The organism is Paenibacillus nuruki, assembly GCF_001721045.1.
In the GTDB taxonomy this organism is placed as follows: Bacteria; Bacillota; Bacilli; order Paenibacillales; family Paenibacillaceae; genus Saccharibacillus; species Saccharibacillus nuruki.
The window spans coordinates 98,785-118,601 of sequence record NZ_MDER01000043.1 but is presented as its reverse complement, the minus strand read 5'-3'; the positions used below and the strand labels follow the sequence as shown (position 1 = coordinate 118,601).

The 19,817-nt window shown below is 38.5% G+C and carries 13 protein-coding genes; 3 read left to right on the top strand and 10 right to left on the bottom strand.

Translation table 11 applies throughout. From position 1 onward, the window contains the following. Positions 1–81: 81 nt before the first annotated feature. From PTI45_RS12695 to PTI45_RS12670, 6 genes are all read right to left on the bottom strand, one after another. Positions 82–783, bottom strand: a complete 702-nt coding sequence (locus PTI45_RS12695; RefSeq protein ID WP_069327958.1) for a DnaD domain-containing protein — start codon at positions 781–783, stop codon at positions 82–84. Between the two features lie 51 nt (positions 784–834). Beyond that, entirely contained in the window at positions 835–2,130 is a 1,296-nt protein-coding gene (gene asnS / locus PTI45_RS12690) for an asparagine--tRNA ligase (protein WP_069327957.1), read from the bottom strand. A gap of 218 nt (positions 2,131–2,348) precedes the next feature. Next, positions 2,349–3,548 (bottom strand): acetate kinase, encoded by a 1,200-nt coding sequence (locus PTI45_RS12685; RefSeq protein ID WP_069327956.1) that lies wholly within the window; start codon positions 3,546–3,548, stop codon positions 2,349–2,351. Next, positions 3,545–4,417, bottom strand: a complete 873-nt coding sequence (locus PTI45_RS12680; RefSeq protein ID WP_069327955.1) for a 3-hydroxyacyl-CoA dehydrogenase family protein — start codon at positions 4,415–4,417, stop codon at positions 3,545–3,547. The genes PTI45_RS12685 and PTI45_RS12680 overlap by 4 nt, the downstream gene beginning before the upstream one ends. A 263-nt stretch (positions 4,418–4,680) precedes the next feature. Further along, on the bottom strand, positions 4,681–6,183 hold the full coding sequence (locus PTI45_RS12675; protein ID WP_069327954.1) for an AAA family ATPase: 1,503 nt from the start codon (positions 6,181–6,183) through the stop codon (positions 4,681–4,683). Further along, positions 6,183–6,710 carry a hypothetical protein gene (locus PTI45_RS12670; protein ID WP_069327953.1) on the bottom strand — a complete coding sequence of 176 codons (528 nt, stop codon included), beginning with the start codon at positions 6,708–6,710 and terminating at the stop codon, positions 6,183–6,185. Before PTI45_RS12670 ends, PTI45_RS12675 begins: the two co-directional genes overlap by 1 nt. Positions 6,711–7,058: 348 nt before the next feature. On the opposite strand from PTI45_RS12670, the gene PTI45_RS12665 reads away from it, so the two are divergent. Next, positions 7,059–8,084, top strand: coding sequence for a sugar ABC transporter substrate-binding protein (locus PTI45_RS12665; protein ID WP_069327952.1), 1,026 nt, complete (start codon positions 7,059–7,061; stop codon positions 8,082–8,084). Positions 8,085–8,108: 24 nt separating this feature from the next. Beyond that, a complete protein-coding gene (locus PTI45_RS12660) occupies positions 8,109–9,797 on the top strand; it encodes a methyl-accepting chemotaxis protein (protein WP_069327951.1) in 1,689 nt (562 codons plus the stop codon). 96 nt (positions 9,798–9,893) lie between these two features. Here PTI45_RS12660 and PTI45_RS12655 read toward each other — a convergent pair whose 3' ends face one another. Genes PTI45_RS12655 through dinG form a run of 4 tightly spaced genes read right to left on the bottom strand, consistent with a single transcriptional unit; the run spans position 9,894 to position 15,311 of the window. After that, positions 9,894–10,442, bottom strand: a complete 549-nt coding sequence (locus PTI45_RS12655; protein WP_069327950.1) for a cell wall elongation regulator TseB-like domain-containing protein — start codon at positions 10,440–10,442, stop codon at positions 9,894–9,896. A gap of 30 nt (positions 10,443–10,472) precedes the next feature. Then, positions 10,473–11,780, bottom strand: coding sequence for an amidohydrolase (locus tag PTI45_RS12650; RefSeq protein WP_069327949.1), 1,308 nt, complete (start codon positions 11,778–11,780; stop codon positions 10,473–10,475). Further along, positions 11,773–12,420 (bottom strand): redox-sensing transcriptional repressor Rex, encoded by a 648-nt coding sequence (locus PTI45_RS12645; protein ID WP_069327948.1) that lies wholly within the window; start codon positions 12,418–12,420, stop codon positions 11,773–11,775. Before PTI45_RS12645 ends, PTI45_RS12650 begins: the two co-directional genes overlap by 8 nt. Beyond that, positions 12,417–15,311 carry an ATP-dependent DNA helicase DinG gene (gene dinG / locus PTI45_RS12640; RefSeq protein WP_069327947.1) on the bottom strand — a complete coding sequence of 965 codons (2,895 nt, stop codon included), beginning with the start codon at positions 15,309–15,311 and terminating at the stop codon, positions 12,417–12,419. Before dinG ends, PTI45_RS12645 begins: the two co-directional genes overlap by 4 nt. A gap of 455 nt (positions 15,312–15,766) precedes the next feature. Here dinG and PTI45_RS12635 point away from each other — a divergent pair, with 455 nt between their 5' ends. Continuing rightward, entirely contained in the window at positions 15,767–19,477 is a 3,711-nt protein-coding gene (locus tag PTI45_RS12635; protein WP_069327946.1) for an S-layer homology domain-containing protein, read from the top strand. Positions 19,478–19,817 lie beyond the last annotated feature (340 nt).

Below are 19,817 nucleotides of genomic sequence, written 5' to 3'. Positions count from 1 at the left end.
CTTCCCCAAATATTATCGAGGAAACAGCCTTTTGTTTTTTACACTTTATTTATTAATAGCCATGAAACAGATCCTACCAACTTATCGTTGACGGAATTTCTGTGTGTGTGCTCTAGCGTCTTCTACTGTACGTACACGGTTGCGATTCCATTCCAGTAAAATACGATCAATGTATCTAAAATGAAGCTTACCTGCAAATACAGCTTCTTTGAGCGCCATTAAAATCAATTCTTCAGCATACCGATCCTGATCGATCCAACTGGAGATCGTTTCGCATTCCATTGGAGATAACGGACGAGCAAATTCTTTTTCAAAAATAATAAAAAGGTTGCGCTCATTCTCTGCTTGCTTATCTGCTTTGGACATCGGTTTGACAGGTTCAGGTAAGACTTCTGAAGAATCAATCATATCCTGCTGCTCTGTAGCCAGTACAGTGCCCAGTTTCTCATACAATCCGCTTAGATCATAGCGCTCATAGCGAATGCCTGTTAACGGGTCTTCTTCATCTTCAATTAATACAAACCCTGACTTCATTAACTTCTGGATACGAGTAGCGATCAGAGAAGCATCTGCTCCTGTTCTCCATTGTAGTTCTTCAAGTGTCGGGAATTCATTATTTTCAACTTGTCGAAAAGATAGAATTTGAATGAGCAACATTGCTTCCGCATCATCCAGATCTAATGCCTGATAATATTTGAGCAATGCATAAGGCACATTCGCCGTCTGCAAGCCCAAAGCAAAGGCAGCACCTTTAGACCAGGACTTCCATTGTTCTCCGCCCATGTGATTCACCCTTTCTATTGCTCTACGATTAGACATCATCCTACGCAGAGACTAAGGGTATAGACGGTACAACATACGTGGGAATGCAATGGTTTCACGGACATGATCCAATCCACAAATCCATGCTACCGTACGCTCTAGACCTAGACCGAAGCCAGAATGCGGTACGCTTCCGTAAGTACGTAGATCAAGATACCATTTATAAGCTTCTTCAGTCAGGTTATGTTCTTCAAAACGCTGCTTCATTAGCTCTGGATCGTCAATACGTTGTGATCCACCAATAATCTCTCCATATCCTTCAGGTGCGATCATATCCGCACACAATACCACTTCAGGACGTTCAGGATCAGGTTTCATATAGAAAGCTTTGATATCTTTAGGATAGTTGGTAATAAATACAGGCTTGTCATACGCTTCAGCAATCGCTGTCTCATGTGGCGCACCAAAGTCATTACCCCAAGGAATATCAAAATCTTTACCTTTTAAGAATTCAATCGCTTCATCATATGAAATACGTGGGAATGGCGCTTGAATATTTTCTAATTTAGAAATATCACGCTCCAACGTTTCCAATTCAGTACGACAATTTTTAAGTACCGATTGTACCACATAAGCTACAAACTGTTCTTGTACACGCAAGCTTTCTTCATGATCTGTAAATGCCATTTCAGGCTCAATCATCCAGAACTCGATCAAGTGACGACGTGTTTTGGATTTCTCTGCACGGAATGTAGGACCAAATGAATACACTTTACCCAACGCCATTGCTGCTGCTTCCATGTACAACTGTCCACTTTGAGTAAGATAAGCATCTTCATCAAAGTATTTGATATGGAACAATTCTGTAGAATCTTCTGCCGCAGATGGAGTTAAGATTGGCGGATCGACTTTGGTAAATCCATTGTCGTTGAAAAATTCTTGTACTGCACGAATAATTTCTGCACGAATCACCATAACAGCACGTTGTCTGTTAGAACGTAACCATAGATGACGATGATCCATCAAGAAATCTGTACCATGCTCTTTAGGTGTAATCGGATAGTTTTCAGTCAAATGGATAATTTCAATCCCTGTAACAGTCATTTCATATCCAGACTTACTACGTGGTTCTTCGCGAATGATTCCTGTTACATACAAAGAACTTTCTTGCGTTAAGCTTTTAGCATCATTCCACAATTCTTCAGATACTTCGCTTTTTACAACAACGCCTTGAATATAACCCGTACCATCACGTAATTGTAAAAACTGGATTTTACCGCTAGAGCGCTTATTGTTGATCCATGCGCCAATCGTGACAGTCTGTTCAACATGCTCATTTACTTTTTTTATAACGGTTTTGGTCGACATTTATATACTCTCCCTTTTGTTTATTGAGCCATATCAATGAAATAGGTATATGAAAAAGGTCATTCTCAGCAAGAAATCAAAGCAAAAAACGACTTTGCTTTGATTTCTACTGGGAATCTCTTATGTTAACATGATTTAAATCATTTGAATAACATCCATTTACCTATTTTAAATCATTATACAATAAACATCTGCTTGTTTATAATCTGTAGTTTTTCTTACTTTTGAATCAACTTGTACGTATCGCGTGCAATCACAAGTTCTTCATTGGTAGGAACAACCAGTACTTCTACTTTAGAATCCGGTGTAGAAATGCGACGTGGGTCACCAGAACGAATTTTGTTCAATTCTGGATCTAATTTCACACCAAGATACGTTAAGTTTTCGCATACTTTTTCACGAACGATTGCAGAGTTTTCACCGATACCTGCTGTAAAGACGATTACATCTACACCGTCCATAGCAGCTACATAAGAACCGATGTATTTACGCAAACGATATTCAAACATTTCAAAAGCAAGTGTTGAATTTGCATCGCCTTCTGCCATCGCATCTGTAATCTCACGCATATCACTGCTTGAACCTGAAATAGCCATCAGCCCACTATGTTTGTTCAACATAAAGTTAACTTCGCCAATACTCAGTTCTTCTTTGTTCATGACATAAGGTACGATCGCTGGATCCAAATCACCACTACGTGTACCCATGATTAAACCTTCAAGCGGTGTCATACCCATAGATGTATCTACAGAAATACCATCTTTAACCGCTGTTAAGCTACCACCGTTACCAATATGGCAAGTGATGACTTTAAGTTCTTTTAACGGGCGTTTGAGGTATTCAGCTGCTGCTAGACTTACATAATAGTGAGAAGTGCCGTGGAATCCGTAACGACGCACTTTGTGTTTTTTGTAAAGTACTTTAGGAATAGCATACAAATATGCTTTTTCAGGCATCGTTTGGTGGAATGCTGTATCAAATACAACCACCTGTGGTACGTCAGGCATATTCAATTCAACAGCTTCAATCCCCATAATATGTGCAGGGTTATGAAGAGGTGCTAGATCGAATAAGCGACGAATTTCTTTTTTTACATCTTTGTCTACAAGAACAGACTCTTTAAATGATTCTGCTCCTTGTACTACACGGTGTCCTACAGCATCAATTTCATCTACAGATTTCATAACACCATGTTTTTCATCTGTTAAGCTTTCTAGTACACGACGGATTGCAATCGTATGATCTAGAATTTCGCTTACTGTATTGTATTCTTCGCCGCCTGTAGGCTCATGCACAAGGATAGAAGAATCCATTCCGATTCGCTCTACACGTCCTTTAGCTAGAACACTTTCGTCTGTCATGTTATACAGTTGGTATTTTAGAGAAGAACTACCTGCATTAATTACGAGTACTTTCATATCCGGTCACCATCCTTGTCATACTTGAAGAATCCTTCGCCTGTTTTCACGCCAAGACTACCTGCACGCACCATTTTTTTCAAAATGATTGCCGGGCGGTACTTCAGCTCTCCATATTCACGGAACATACGCTCAAGTGCTGCATTGACTGAATCTAATCCGAAACGGTCAGCCATTTCAAGCGGACCATATTGGAATTGGTAACCAATGCGCATCGAATCATCGATATCTTCAGCAGAAGCTACACCTTCTTCAAGTACATGCAATGCTTCATTGATCAATAAACAGATAATACGGCTTGTTACAAATCCAGGAGATTCATAAACCATGATTCCGCGTTTGTTTACTGTTTGCTCAATAAAGTTCTTCGTCACTTCAAACGTTTGATCCGATGTACGAAGACCACGAATAATCTCCACTAGATCAATTTTGGATACTGGATAAATAAAGTGCATCCCAATCACGCGTTCTGGGTACATTGTAGAACTAGCCAATTCTGTTAAGCTCAGTGTAGATGTATTACTTGCCAGAATAACGTTGCTTGGACATACTTGATCCAATTGAGCAAAGACTTCTTTTTTCGCTTCTGGATCTTCGCTGATGGTCTCAATAACCAATTCACATGAACTTAGATCTGCAAAATGAGTCACTTTAGCGATTTTGGACAAAATCAATTTTTTCTCTGCATGAGTTAATGCCCATTTCTCCATTTGTTTGTCTAGACTCGTCTCAATCATATCCCAAGCATGGTTCAGCTTGTCCTGTGTTTTCTCAACAAGTAAGACCTCGATGCCCTTCTTAGCAAGCATTTCAGAAATACCTTGTCCCATTGTACCGCCGCCGATAACGCCAACTTTTTTAAAATTCATGGTTTCTTTCCACCCTTCCAATATTCATAAAGTGTATAGACTCATTCTACTTCGTCTATATCCTTTGAAGCCTTTAATTAGTTATCTTCTTTTCTATAGCTTACGTTCATACCTAATACATCGATCGATTGCAATTGATCGGATGTACACGTATATTAAAGCTTAAAAAATCAAAACGTAACGTCAGGCTTTGATATGCTCTCCAACATCTAATAATAGCGTAGCGCAGGCAAAAAGTAAAAAAAAAGTACCAGCATTTTAAATTATGCTGGTACATTTGAACTTTTCTTGAACTGTTGTCGAAATTGTTCGCCAGATAACACTTCTTCTTTTAACAAAATGTCTAAAGATGTGTCAAAAATAAGACGGCGACTATCTAGAATTTCCTTGGTACGTCTGGTTAAATCTTCAAGAATTGTATTATTTTCTTTCATTAGTTGTTCTTTAGGAACCATATTCATACTTACAATTCCAAGTCTGGTCAATCCCGATTCCATCATCGTTTGTACAATACTGAGTGCCTGATCAAAATCGCCTCTAGAACCTGTACTCCGTCCTTCATAATACATTTCCTCAGCCGCCGCTCCAGCTAGAGCAATCATAATCTGCTCTTCCAAAAATGGCTTCGTATACAAGTATTGTTCTTGCGCAGGATTATGACGTACATAACCCAGTGCTTGTCCACGTGGACTAAGCGCTACTTGTCCTACACTGCCCGGACGAACCACTTCAGCCATAATCGCATGTCCTAGTTCATGAATAGCGACACGACGCTTTTCTTCGACACTGGATTCACGATCTGTTTTTTCACCCATCATGACTTTATCAATCGCCATAGATAAATGACTTTGCAAAATATGATCTGCATTCTGACGCATCGCATAGATTGCACCTTCATTCATCACACTTTCTAATTGAGCCCCAGAGAATCCATATGCTTCTTCTGCTAATTTATCCAGATCCGTTTCTTCTCCAAGCGGTTTGTTTGCTGCATGAAGCTCTAGAATGTGCTTACGACCTTTTTTGTCAGGTAGATCCACTTGAATATGACGATCAAAACGACCCGGGCGTAACAATGCACTATCAAGCATTTCTTTACGGTTGGTTGCTGCAATAATTAGGATACGTGGAGCTTCATTACTGTAGATCCCATCCATCTCGGTTAACAGCTGGTTCAACGTCTGATCATACTCACGTTGTTGTCCACCTTCACGTTTACCACCAATAACATCTATTTCATCGATAAAAATAATCGCGCTTTGCTTATTTTCTTTGGCGGCACGAGTACGAGCGTCTTTGAATAGATCACGGATACGCCCTGCACCAACACCGACATACATTTCTACAAATTCGCTACCTGAAGCACTTACAAACACAGAATCGGTATAATGAGCAGCCGCTTTGGCCATCAATGTTTTACCTGTCCCCGGAGGACCTGTCAGCAAGATACCTTTTAACGGACGAATTCCAAATTTGTTCATTTCATCATGACGAACAAGAAAATCAAGGGCTTCACGCAATTCGCGCTTAGCATTGTCCTGACCACCAATTTGTTCAAACGTTAATTTGAGCGGACCATTTTTTTTACGTTTGCGTTCTTGAGCAGCACCTACAGCTAATCCACCACGCATTTGCAGAACCAAAAATGTTCCACCAGCCAGAGCAGCAATCAATAGTAATGGTAAAATATTATACCCTATAAAAATAAGAAAAATGAGTAATACAGGTACAAATCCAATAACAATCTCTTTTGTTGATTTAGGCATTAGGCGCTTCCTCCTGTGACTTGGGAATGACGTGGCAAGATCAGGAATTTGCTTCCTTTACCATTGCTCAAAGATACGTATACATTACGTTCATCCATTTCTGCTTTCACTTGAATATCTTTATTGGCTTGCATAATATTTTCAACCGTTTGCGGAATTTCAGTGTATTTTTGAGTAGCCATTGCTTGAGAGACAGAGAACATTGCATTTTCCCATACTTTATCTAGTTCTGTATTGGAGTGATCAGTGACTTCAAGTTGAAGTGTACGTTTTCCCCAAATATCTGTTCCTTGCTTATTCAATAGTTGTACCAAACCACCTAAATCTGCGGAAGGTGCAAGATCAAGTTTCAACATGACTTCTTTTGGGTTAATACTAATATGAGAGTTATTGACCCCAGGATAGTTCTGTACAATTTTTGTTAGCGGACTGTAGAGAGTCAGCTGACGATACGTAAACCATCCACCAAAAAGTACAGTGGCAGATACGATTACAGTAATAAAAATAGGCATGATACGGAGTTTCATATACGTCCTCCTTTAATGTAGTCAACACGATGTACATAGCAACATATATTTTATTTCGGCATCTTCTAGCCTATCGGTAACAGTTAATGGATAGGTTTTTTTGTTATGTTCACATTTATTTATCTATATCTAGTATATCATATGTGTTTTTTGATTTCTAATAGCACTACTTTTAGTAATATTCAGCCCTTTCTTTTTTCCCCTTTAAAATAAATAAAACTCCCTATTATTAAAAATACACCCTGTGTCGATATACTTTATATCTTGTCACATTTTGTCCTCATTTAAATTGTTTTCAAAATGTAAACGTTATATATTTCTAAAAATGAATAGTATGGAGGTTAGGCAATGCGCGTATTTTTTCGGTTTCCCCCCGCTCTTTTGTTGATCGCTCTGATTGTGCTTATTTCGGGTTGTACTTCTAGCCCTTCTGTAGCTCCTGTTACAACCGATTCTACTGCCTCTTCTACAACTACAGCAGCAACAACTCCTACAACTACGACTAACACAGCAGGAAAGATCACTATTGGTGTATCTATTCCAGATATGAATGATCGCTTTATCAGTTATGTAGAGGCTGGTATGGAAGACTATGCCAAAACACAACCTGATATCACTGTCACTTATGCAGATGCCAAAAATGATCCTTCTATTCAACTTCAACAAATCAAAGAATTTATTGCTCAGGATGTCAAAGCAATTGCTTTTTTACCGATGGACGCTACTATTTCCAAAACGATTGTAGATTTAGCTAATCAAGCGAATATTCCTATTATTGCGGTAAATCGTACATTTAAAGAATTAACAACTACCACATCTTACATCGGCTCTGATTCTTTGACTGCCGGTACACTTCAAATGAACGAAGTGGCTAAATTGTTAGGTGGCAAAGGTAATATTGCCATTATGGATGGCGATATGGGCAGTGATGCCCAGATAAACCGTACTCAAGGTAACAAGGACGTTATTGCCAAATATCCGAATATGAAGATCGTTTTTGAAGAAACCGCTAATTATGATCGTGCTAAAGGTATGGCATTGATGGCTAAATGGTTAGCATCCGGTCAAAAAATTGATGCGGTGGTAGCCAATAACGATGAAATGATTATTGGCGCTATTTTGGCGGCACAAGTGGAAGGTCAAGATCAAAATATTATATTTGCCGGTGTCGATGGTACGATGGACGCTCTTAATTTTATGAAAGCCAATAAGTTAAAAGTCTCTGTTTATCAAAATGCGGCTGCTCAAGGATCTCAAGGGCTCAAAACTACGATCGAAGCTGCAAATGGCAAACAAGTCGAAAAAGAAATCATTATTCCTTATGAATTAATTACCGAAGCCAATACAGAAAAGTATATTGCCAAATGGAAATGATTATATATAAAGGAGTGGTCTCTGATGCGTCTATCTATCCTGCATAAGCTTTTAGCTGGATTTCTTGCCATTGCCTTGATTGCTGGCTGTGCAGGAGTCATTTATATTATGTCTCTACAACAAATACAAAAATCAATGAGTACAATTCTAGATCGTTATGTCACACTTAAATCGCAAGCCGATAATTTGAAATTTTATGCGACCAGTCAAAATGGATATATGCAGACCTATATGTTAAGTCGTGATTCTTATTATGGTTCTCAATTATTAAGTACCAACGATCAGACGACTCAACTTTTAACAGATATGAAAAGTCTAGTCGTCTCTACTGAAGATACTGAAAAAATAGATTATATGCTCAAAATGAATGACTACTACAAAACACATGCTCAAGAATTATTTAACCTTCCTCCTACACAACTAGATCAGTCTTATCTCGATATCATTACAAGCGTTATTCCTGTAGGTAGTGTTATTGTTAAGTTTGCTCAACAATTTTCAGATCAGCAAGATGCTCTTATGGAAACTGCTAAAAATGAAAATCTGCAAAAAGTATTACATGCTCGTCAACTGGCAATTACGATCAGCGTTATTAACTTTGCTCTAGCTATTATCATCGGTATCATTATTTCTCGTCTGATCTCCAAGCCATTACAGAAATTAAATAAAGCGGCTAAAGCGATATCTACAGGTGATCTTAATATTGAAGATGTAACCGTCAAGCAAAAAGATGAACTAGGCGAGCTAGCGTTTTCTTTTAACAGTATGAAAAATAATCTGCGGCATCTCGTTCATGAAATTAATGATAATGCCGCACAAGTCATTTCTATTTCTAGAGATGTAGCAAGCGGAACATCTGAAACAGGCAAAGCAGCAGAACATGTAGCTGATATTATGTCAGACCTCTCAAATAGTACCCAAGATCAGGTCAAAATTGTTGAAGGCGGTCTACAAGCTGTATATGATGTGAATAAAGATATTCAGCAGATCGATCAAAGTAGTCAACAAGCAATGAATGTCGCTCAACAAGCACAGACACAAGCTTTACTAGGTGATAAAGAAATATCTCATGTTATGAATCAAATGGATCAAATTCAGCAACGGATGAGTAAGCTAGAAATCATTATTTCGTCGCTTAACAAACGCTCTAGTGAAATCGAAGAAATCAATAATGCTATTTCTTCGATCGCTTCACAAACAGGTCTATTATCACTGAATGCTGCGATTGAAGCGGCTCGGGCTGGAGAACATGGACGTGGATTTGCTGTAGTAACTTCCGAAATTCGCAAACTATCCAATGAAACCAATGATTCTGTTAAACGTGTTAAAGAACTCGTGAATACGATTCAGAATGAGACTAGAGGTGCAACTGAATCGGTTGAAAGTATGGTTAAAGAAGTGAGTCAAGGTATCACGGCTGCCCATTCTGTAGGCAATCTGTTCAATACGATCAAAACTTTGACCGATCATACAACCGCCGAGATTAAAGAAGTCACTGATTCACTTCATCATTTATCCGGTCATTCGGAGAAAATTGTAAAATCAATGGAAAATATTTCAGGATTAACCGATCATGTCGCTTCAAATACCGAAAGTGTAAGTGCGGCTACAGAAGAGCAGTTAGCTTTCCTTGAAGAAAGCACAGCGCATACGGCTACACTTCATGCGATGGCAGAGAAATTACAGAGTACTGTTTTACAATTCCGCTTATAATCCTATATACCTCCACTGCAACAAAAAAAGCATGATCTGGATGAATTCATACGCTGAATTCAAAAGATCATGCTTTTTTGATTTACTCTTCTTGTGTCAATCTTCTTGACCTGTTCCTTTTAATGTTGCTGGCAGTTCCATCGGTTCACTTAATTTAGCTCCATCACGGAAATTATAAAAAATATAATAGTAACGTTCATTGAGTTTGGCAAAGACTTGCCATGCATATTTTCCTTTGAATGAACCGGGAACAATACGTACAGCTTCTGCTCCAGGCAGATCATTTTGTAGTAAAGCATTTACTTTTTCGTATGTCACTGTACCTGCTGTTTTCTCAACATGTACGGCATTAGCACCTTCAGCGACTGAGCCATCAATATTGAACTTCACCCAGACCATAAGGTCTTCTTGTGCTGTGTTCTTACCTTCAACTACCCAATACGTTGAAGTATCTGTCCAGACAGAATTAAATGTACGTGTCACAGATACGATATCAGCCTTTTCCTGTGCACTGTTGATCGCCAGCTGCTCTTTACTCCATGGCTGCGCCATAACATGAACATAAAATTGATTAACACCTAATACAAGCAATCCTACCACTACAATAATGATTGCGATCCATTTTCCACTTCCCAAATTTCGCAAAACACGCCATCCTTTCCTGTCGACTTCCGGTTAGCGTTTGAGCAAACCTTCAAAAGCACTTTGGGCTTCATGACGAATTTTTTCTTCATCCAGTGTTAATGATATACCATCTTTGATTAATTGCTTACCATCTACCCAGACATGCAATACATCTTTAGCTGATGCAGAATAAATGGTATGTGAGATAAAGTCAGTACGTGGCAAGAAATGCGGTTGATCTACATTTAATGCCGTAATATCGGCTTTCATACCGACAGCAAATGTACCTACGTCATTCAAAAATACAGATTTCGCACCGTATTCTGTACCCATTTTCAATGCTTCTAATGCAGGTACTGCTGTTGGATCTCCGGATACTCCTTTATGAATAAGAGCTGCCAAACGCATCTCTTCAAACATATCCAAGTTGTTATTACTTGCCGGGCCATCTGTTCCTAAAGAAACGACTACACCTGCACGCAATAAATCAGGAACACGAGCAACACCACTTGCTAATTTCAGATTACTACCCGGATTATGCGAAACAGCTACTTTATGTTGCGCCAGCATTTCGATCTCTTCATCATTCAAATGAACAGCATGTGCCAAAAGGGCTGGACGCGTGAAAAATCCTAATTTCTCCAAATGAGCTACAGGACGTAATCCATAATCAGTTACATTTAATTGTACTTCAGCTAACGTCTCAGACATATGTGTATGCAGCGGCAAATCCAAGTCATGTGCTGCTTGTACAAATTGTTCGATGTATGCAGGAGGACATGTATACGGCGCATGTGGAGACATCATTGTTGTAATACGTCCATCAGCTTGACCGTGCCAATCCCGTGCAAAGTCGATAGATTGTTGTAACTTTTGCTTTTGCTCTTCTTCTGAACATAAGCCGATAACACCACGCATCAATACAGCACGCATTCCTGATTGCTCTACGACTTCAGCAACACGCTCTGAACGATCATACATATCCAGGAATGTCGTAGTACCGCCTTTTAACATTTCAAGTACAGATAATGATGTTCCCCAGTATACATCGTCACTGGTAAACTTCGCTTCCATCGGCCACATTTTTTCCTGTAACCATACTTGTAGTGCAAGGTCGTCGCCATATCCACGTAGCAAAGACATTGCCGCATGACCATGACTGTTCACTAGACCCGGGATAAAGAACAAATGATTACCATCGACTACTGTTGTTCCTTCTTCAATCACAGGCTCTTCTTCTCCAAGATAAGTGATCCATCCATCTTCAATCACCATATGTCCGAAAAGCATCGATTTTTCTTCACTCATTACAGCAAACATACCGTTTTTGATAACCCATTTGTTCGAGGTGTTATTCATTAGTTTCATGTTCCTTTCCATCTTCCAGATAATAGGCAAGGCTTAGTAAGTCCGTTGTAAAATCAGCAGTGTGTACACGAATATGCGGTGGAGCTTTCAAAATAATCGGTGCAAAGTTCAAAATGGCTTCGATCCCTGCTTCAATCAATTGATCTGCTACACGCTGTGCTTCAATATTAGGCACAGTAATAATACCAATACGAATACTTTTCGCTTTGACTGTTGCTCCAAGTTCTTCGATCGGTTGTACAACTAATGTATTGATCATCGAACCGACTTTGGGTTCTAGAGAATCAAACACAGCTACGATTTTCATCGTTTCTTTCAAATACATATTATAGTTCGAAAGGGCATGTCCTAGATTACCTGCACCTACAAGTGCAACATTAATCTGTTGATCTAATTTTAAAATATGACGTATTTTCTCAATCAGATAAGATACATCATACCCGATTCCTTTACGTCCAAAATCTCCAAAATAAGCTAAGTCTTTGCGAATTTGTGCTGGATTCAAATCTAATTTTTGTCCCAATTCTTGCGAAGACACTGTGGGAACTTCACGGGTGTGAAGTTCGTTCAGATATCTAAGGTATACAGGTAGTCTTCGCACGACTGCTTCTGATATTTTGTCGGATTTCATGCTTGCTCCCCCTCTTGATTTACAGTTTCCTTTTCAGGTTCGGCCTGGCTAAGCCATTCTGTAATACGGGGTACCATCTGCTCTGTCGGCATATGTTCCATTTTGGGACCGGGTAATGAATATAGAAAATGCTTGCCATAATAGGACTCGATCACACGAGTGTCATAGACAATAACGATTCCCCGATCACTAGATGTCCGTACTAATCTACCAAAACCTTGTTTGAAACGGATAACTGCTTGCGGTACAGATAATTTCATAAATGGATTTTTCTTTTCTTTTTTAAGCCGTTCGCTTTTGGCTTCTAGCAATGGATGATTGGGCGGTTGAAAAGGTAATCGTACAATCGCCAGACATGTTAATGCTTCGCCCGGAATATCGACACCTTCCCAGAAGCTACTTGTTCCAAGCAATACAGAAGCAGAACGCTCCTGAAATCTACGAGTAAGCTTCGTCCGACTCCCTCCATCAACGCCTTGACCAAATACAGCAATATCACTATGTGATAACTTCTCTTTTAATGGCTCATACACCTGCTTGAGCATTCGATATGAGGTAAATAAAACCATCATTCGTCCTTGCGTTGCTTTGGCGGTCTCTGCTAACGAGTTCGCTAATGTATCTACAAAGAATGCATCACCGACACTGCCTTTGACACTCGGGAAGTCACGTGGAATCAACAATAGCGATTGCTCACGATAATTAAAAGGTGAAGATAACTGTTCAGTCATCAATCTGCCTTCTTTTTCCGCTTCGACAAGTCCCAGTTGTTCAATCATATATTGGAATTTCTTTTCTATTGATAATGTTGCGGATGTTAGAATAATACTTTTCTTTTTATCGAAAAAGTACTCTTTCAATTGCTTGCTCACATCCACAGGCACAGCATACATCTGTAAAGACTTGCTACGGTAATTTCCATTAGCTTCATACCAGTAGACCGTATCTGTACTTTCCAGCTTCACAAATTGACGTAGATCGTCTCGAACAACAGTCAAATCTTTGAATAGACCCGATACATCAGTCACCAGACTATCTGTGCCCAACTGTTCATCGCTTTCTTTGATCTGATTCATTACTTGTTCGCCTTTACGAATCAATTGACTCAGTCCGATATGGATCTGATTCTCCAAATCCGTAATTACCGTCCATTCTGTCGGTTGCTTCTCAGGTAACAAACGTAATGTAAATTGTCCAGCTTCTCCTGGAGCGGCATCACTACGCTGAGGTAATAAAGCAAATAATAATTCGCTCAATTTGTCCCAATTTTCTTTGACATCTACAATTTCAGGATATAGATTATCTATCGCTATCGCCCAATCCATACCACGCTCATTACCAGATGAACCTAACTGTTGACGCAAAATAGCCAGCTGACCATTTTTACTGTCTTTGAACAAACGAAGTAACGGATGAACCAATGTGAAATATTTCATATGCATACCCAAGTGCTTACCTGCTACATCTTCTAAATGATGCGCTTCATCAATCACCAATCGATCGTAAGCAGGCAATAATTGATGCCCTGCTTTGACATCGGTAAATAATTTGGAATGGTTCGTAATAACGACATCAGCTGTACCTGCTTCATGCTTCGCACGATGGTAGAAGCATTTGCGGAACCACGGACATGCACGACCAAGACAAGAATCGGTATCACTCGCTACCGTTTCCCAGAAATCGGCTCCACGGTTACCCATATTCAGCTCTTCATCGTCACCGGTTTCCGTCGAATTTAACCAGACAATCATTTGAGCAGCAATCAATACATCTTCTTTAGGACTTTGAAATTCTTTTGTATTTATTTTATGCTCAAATTTGCGCAGACACAAATAATGCTGGCGTCCTTTAAATACGGCAGCACGAAATGCAAATGGAATCACTTGAGTCAGTAATGGAATATCCCGTTCTCGTAACTGTTCTTGCAAATTAATCGTATGTGTACTTACCATCACACGATCGTTTTCTTTTACGCTATGATAAATCGAAGGTAATAAATAACCTAACGATTTGCCCGTTCCTGTTCCTGCTTCAATCAATAGATGTTTATCATCCGTCATCGCTTTGATCACTTCTTCAAACATCCGATTCTGCGGTTCACGTTCTTCATAATGAGGAAGTAAATTACGCAAATTCTGTTTCACTTGCTCCAAAAATTCATCAAATGACACATCGGCAAGTGGCATATTTCCACGCTCTTCATGAGCAGGTAAAATCTCATTCCAATCGCCTACTTTTAACGCCAATTGACGGAAAAAGCGATGTTCGTCTAAATCTTGAATCGGTTGTGCTTCTTTCTCCATCCGTACTCCATCAAAATACCAACCTAGATCGCTATCCTGATTATCAAATAGTTCGGATAATCGTTGTACCGTAATCAATGGGAGGTCATTCAATTCTTCCAAACATTTCAGAAATACATGAGCTGTCGCTAACGCATCGCTATCTGCTTGGTGAGGACGATCATGGACAAATCCTAAATCTTTACTGACCATACTTAACTGGTAACTTGAAAGATTCGGGAAAAAAATACGCAATAAATCCATAGTATCTAATACTCGACCTGTAAAAGCCAAATATCCTGTCTGATCCAAAGCTCGTTGTAAAAATCCTAAATCAAATCCAACGTTATGCCCAACAAGCACAGCGTCTTCTAGTAGAGGAATCATCTCCAAAATGACATCATCCAACTCTGGAGCGTCGACTACATCTTCATTTTTAATTCCGGTTAAACCTTCTATAAAAGGAGGAATAGGCACTCCTGGCTTCACCATAGAAGAATATACGGTGGAAATACTTAAATCATGATCTATAATGGCAAGCCCAACTTGAATAATATCATCGGTGGACTGAGTACCTGTGGTCTCAAAATCCAGTACGGCAAATTTCATGGATGTCTAAATCCTCTCCTTGCTGTCGTCTCAACCTGATGTCGAAATGTTCACCTATCAGCATACCAGAAGAAGACGGTTTTGAAAATCAAAGGGTGGGTGGTTATTTAAATTTTAGCTTTTCGTGGGGTGGCGCTGCGAGGAGAAAATCGTTCTTGTCGTCGCTTGTTGTAAATGAATCCTTTAAATGACTGCTTCACAGTCAGGATTCATTTACAAAGGCGAGCGCTTCGCTCTTTCAGAATGATTTTCTCCTCTCCGCTGGTGTAGGTGCATAAGCATAATTTTGAATAACTCGTTTAGGAAGAAGCAGGAAATGAGGAACATATATAGAGTTACATAAAATATCATATAGCTTTAAATTGTGTGAATTTTAATTTACCCATATTGAGTAGCATCTGTTATATTTAGTAAAGGATTTCAATACAATTATAAATGGAGGGAATTAAAGTAAAATGAGAAAGTTTATGATGATGTTTTTGGTGTTGGTGGTGACATTAATGGGGTCAGCGCCTGCTACGCTTTTTGCAAGTGAGGAAGAAACAAGTAATTTGGTAGCAAGTAATGAGGTTATAAGTACGCCTAACTTCAGTCTTTCTGGAGACTATGATATAACATTAAAGCAAGGAGAACCTTTTATTGAAGAAGGCTGGAATGTATCGGATAGTGTATATAGTAAAGATGAATTAAAAATTGATATTACATATACTTTAAATTCTGTACCAGTAAGTCAGATTGATACTAATATACCTGGAGTATACGTCATTACATATGTTGCAGAGAATCCAGCCGGAAAAAGATCTTATCCTTCAAAACGTACAGTTGATGTTGTTGCTACTGCAAATCAAAATGATATTGATCAATTGAATATCCTTAGTAACTTGGGTATGACTTATCACAACGGTTCTGTTTATCTTGCAAAAGGTAGTTCAGGCATATCAAAAGTTGAATTAAGCTCTGGAACAGTTACTTCTATCGTGTATGGTGGTTACTATGCTGATACTATTGTCACTGTTGCTTTCAACCAAGCTGGCGACCTATTTTATACTTTAGAAAATCAAGCAAAGATTAACAAAGTAGATGCCAAATACTTGCAAAGTTCTCCTCTAAATTCAGAAGAGCTTCGTCAGTATAGTTCTGTTTATTTGGATCTTAGCGATAAAGCCCCTGCTGACCATGAACCTATCAAAAATATTTCTAATATCGCATTTGATTCTCACGATCAACTTTATATTGCTAACCCCGTTTTTTATTTTGATGCTGTTTTGTATAGATGGAATCAAAATAGTCAACAGTTAGAAGCAATCATACAATCAGATGTTGAAAATTTTCAAGTTATGGCTTTAGATAAAAATGATAATTTTTACTTTAACGGAAATGTATCTCGACCTGACTTTGCAAAACATGGCTTCTTCAAAATACCTGCTGATAAATTAAAACAATTACCCGTATCTGATGATGCTTCAGAATTATATCGTGATATCGGTTCATTGTATCCTAATGCCAAAGGAATGGTTTTCCTTCCTGATGGTCGAGGCTATTATAACGATAACGGAAAAATTAAAGCTATTTATCCTCGCTCTAAACCTATAATCACATTAAAAGGAGATTATAATCCTAGTCTTTTTGTTGGTGATACTTATGTAGAAGAAGGTATAACTGTACAGGATGCGACATATTCTGAATTCACAACAAAAATCACTTATACGCTTGATAGCAAACCTGTGGATTCTTTAAATACTTCTATTCCAGGTCATTATATTATTCACTATAATGCAACTAACCCTGCAAATGTTGCAGCATTAGAAGTAACCAGACAAGTAATTGTTAAACCTCTTCCTTTAAGTATAGAAGGATTAGATATTCCTCATATAGTTGCTATGACGGCTTGGAAAGATCATTTATATATTACTAATCATGAAAAAGGATTTTATGAGGTTATTAAAACAAGTAATGGTTACAAAAGATCGTTACTTGCTGCAACACCTTTGGCAAATGCTGTGGCTGTAGATCAACACGGAAATTTATTTTTCACGCTGTATGCTACCCATTATATATTTAAATTAGATGCTCAATATTTAAATCGTTCAACACCATTAACCCAAGAAGAGCTTTCAACATTAAGCCAACCTTATTATCATTTTACAGATGAAGATAGATTGTATATAAATGGCTTAGCTTTTGATCATCAAAATCAGCTTTATATGTCTGTAACTAAAAATAAAATCAGTCAAATTTTGAAAATGGATGGGACTACTGCTGACACTCCAAAATTAGTGATTGATTTTCCTAATCAAACAAATGATATTGATGTGAGTCCTGCTGGAAATTTATACATCAACGCAAATAATGGGTATCTATTTCAAGCTAAATCTTCATCATTAACTACCTTGCCGTTAAACATTAATGATTTAAAGGAAATTAAAAAAAATAATGATAATAGTATTGTTTTCTTACCTGATGGTACTGCTTATGGAAGTAGTTTTGATCGTAGTTTCAATGGGAGACCAGCTATTCAAAAACTAGACTTTACAGATCCTAAGCAAACTGTAGATGTTACTGGTATTACACTAAGTACTTCTACACTTACAATCAATAAGAAAGATCAACCTGTAACTCTTCAAGCAACCGTTGCTCCTGTTAACGCAACTCAAGCAGATATCACTTGGATGAGTAGCAATGAGAAAGTAGCACTGGTGAAAAATGGAGTGGTTACACCTATCGCTAAAGGAACTGCAATCATTACAGCAACTACTGTAGATGGCAATTTTAAAGCAACTGCAACAGTGAACGTCAAAGAATCCGATGATAAAAATACCAATTCATCGAATACAAATGGTAATTCTAATGTAGCAACCAATACTAGTAAATCAACTGTACTATCTGCTAATAATATAAGTAGCACAACACAAATATCTTCAGCAAATGGACAGCCGCAATCTAGTATTTTATTTTCTACAGACAAATTACAAACAGAAATTAATAAATTACAGGCAAATAATCAAAAAACAGCAACTATTACTATTCCAAACACTGCTAATTCATTGAAAATGACGATGCCGCAAACAGCTTTAAACAGTCTAAATCAAGCTAATATGAACTTGGATTTTAATACAGAACATGTTCAATTGGCTATTCCAACAGCATCATTACAATCGTTGAAAAACGATTTGCAATTTCAAGTCACTACTTTAACCTCTTCTACTGATCAAAATGCTGTTAAGTTACGTGCACAACAACAATCACTGGTGAAAAATGTATCCAAAGATGGAAATATCACAGTCGTTGGTACACCGATGAATATTGAAACGAATTTGCAGAATCAGTCAGTAGATCTGGTTATGCCTGTAGATGCTAAGGCTATTCCTCAAAATGCGATTGCTAAAACAGAATGGTTACAACAACTTCGCATTTTTATAGAACATAGCAATGGAGAGCATGAGTTAATTCAACCGACTGTAGTTAATGAAGCTAACGGTCAGACAGGTTTGAAATTTACAGTGACTGCGTTTAGCACATTTACGATTTTGGATATACCATCTCCAAAATTGGAAGCAACGACTCCAGTTCCAGCTAATCTATCAACAGTTAGCCAGAATGTGTATCAAGCGTATATTCAAGGATATAGCGATCAAACATTCCGTCCGAATCAGAAAGTGACTCGTGCTGAAATGGCTTCTATGCTATCTCGATTAAGTACACATTCTACATCTGAACCATCTACAACTTCTTACTCAGATGTTCCGAGTTCGCTGTGGGCTCACCAAGCGATTCAAGATGTACAAACCAATGGCTTGATGAGTGGACTACCTGATGGTACATTTAAGCCTAACCAAGCCATTACACGTGCTGAGATGGCAACTATTATTAGTCGCTGGCAAAAACTAAGTGGCACAGGAACATCAAATGCTACAGATATTCAAAACAACTGGGCTGTTGCTGATATTAAACGAGTGAATCAAGCTGGATTTATGCAAGGTCTAACGCCAACAGCGTTTAAACCTAATCAACCACTAACTCGTGCTGAAGCCGTAACCACTCTTAACCGTATACTGAAATTAGATAAAACTCAAACCTCAACAACCCCATGGACTGACGTCCCATCCACCCACTGGGCAAAAGCAGATATCACAGCCGCTTCATCTAACTACACCACCACTAATTAAAATATATCCTCTATCCATCAAAAAGAAGAAGCATCCTAAAAAGGATACTTCTTCTTTTTGCATTATCTACCAACCTCATTTCTATCATTTCAAAACAAAAAAGAACCTAGTCACTTACCCACCAGATCCTCCCACTAACACAATCCTTCAATCCTTCAATCCTTCAATCCTTCAATCCTTCAATCTATAAAATGTTCTCCTACCAAGAATGCCCTTGGCGAGCCAACCTGAATAAACTATTTGTGAACAGCGTATTAGCTACCCGCTCTAGCGAAGGGAATGGAAATTGTTCTGAAAGAGCGAAGCGATCGCCTTTTGACTATAATCCCTACCGCTATGC

Coding starts and splice junctions, on each gene's coding strand:
- PTI45_RS12650 (WP_069327949.1), bottom strand. CDS start 11,780: ATGAATAACACCTCGAACAAATGGGTTATCAAAAACGGTATGTTTGCT.
- PTI45_RS12635 (WP_069327946.1), top strand. CDS start 15,767: ATGAGAAAGTTTATGATGATGTTTTTGGTGTTGGTGGTGACATTAATG.
- PTI45_RS12695 (WP_069327958.1), bottom strand. CDS start 783: ATGGGCGGAGAACAATGGAAGTCCTGGTCTAAAGGTGCTGCCTTTGCT.
- PTI45_RS12675 (WP_069327954.1), bottom strand. CDS start 6,183: ATGCCTAAATCAACAAAAGAGATTGTTATTGGATTTGTACCTGTATTA.
- PTI45_RS12645 (WP_069327948.1), bottom strand. CDS start 12,420: ATGAAATCCGACAAAATATCAGAAGCAGTCGTGCGAAGACTACCTGTA.
- PTI45_RS12670 (WP_069327953.1), bottom strand. CDS start 6,710: ATGAAACTCCGTATCATGCCTATTTTTATTACTGTAATCGTATCTGCC.
- PTI45_RS12660 (WP_069327951.1), top strand. CDS start 8,109: ATGCGTCTATCTATCCTGCATAAGCTTTTAGCTGGATTTCTTGCCATT.
- PTI45_RS12665 (WP_069327952.1), top strand. CDS start 7,059: ATGCGCGTATTTTTTCGGTTTCCCCCCGCTCTTTTGTTGATCGCTCTG.
- PTI45_RS12680 (WP_069327955.1), bottom strand. CDS start 4,417: ATGAATTTTAAAAAAGTTGGCGTTATCGGCGGCGGTACAATGGGACAA.
- asnS (WP_069327957.1), bottom strand. CDS start 2,130: ATGTCGACCAAAACCGTTATAAAAAAAGTAAATGAGCATGTTGAACAG.
- dinG (WP_069327947.1), bottom strand. CDS start 15,311: ATGAAATTTGCCGTACTGGATTTTGAGACCACAGGTACTCAGTCCACC.
- PTI45_RS12685 (WP_069327956.1), bottom strand. CDS start 3,548: ATGAAAGTACTCGTAATTAATGCAGGTAGTTCTTCTCTAAAATACCAA.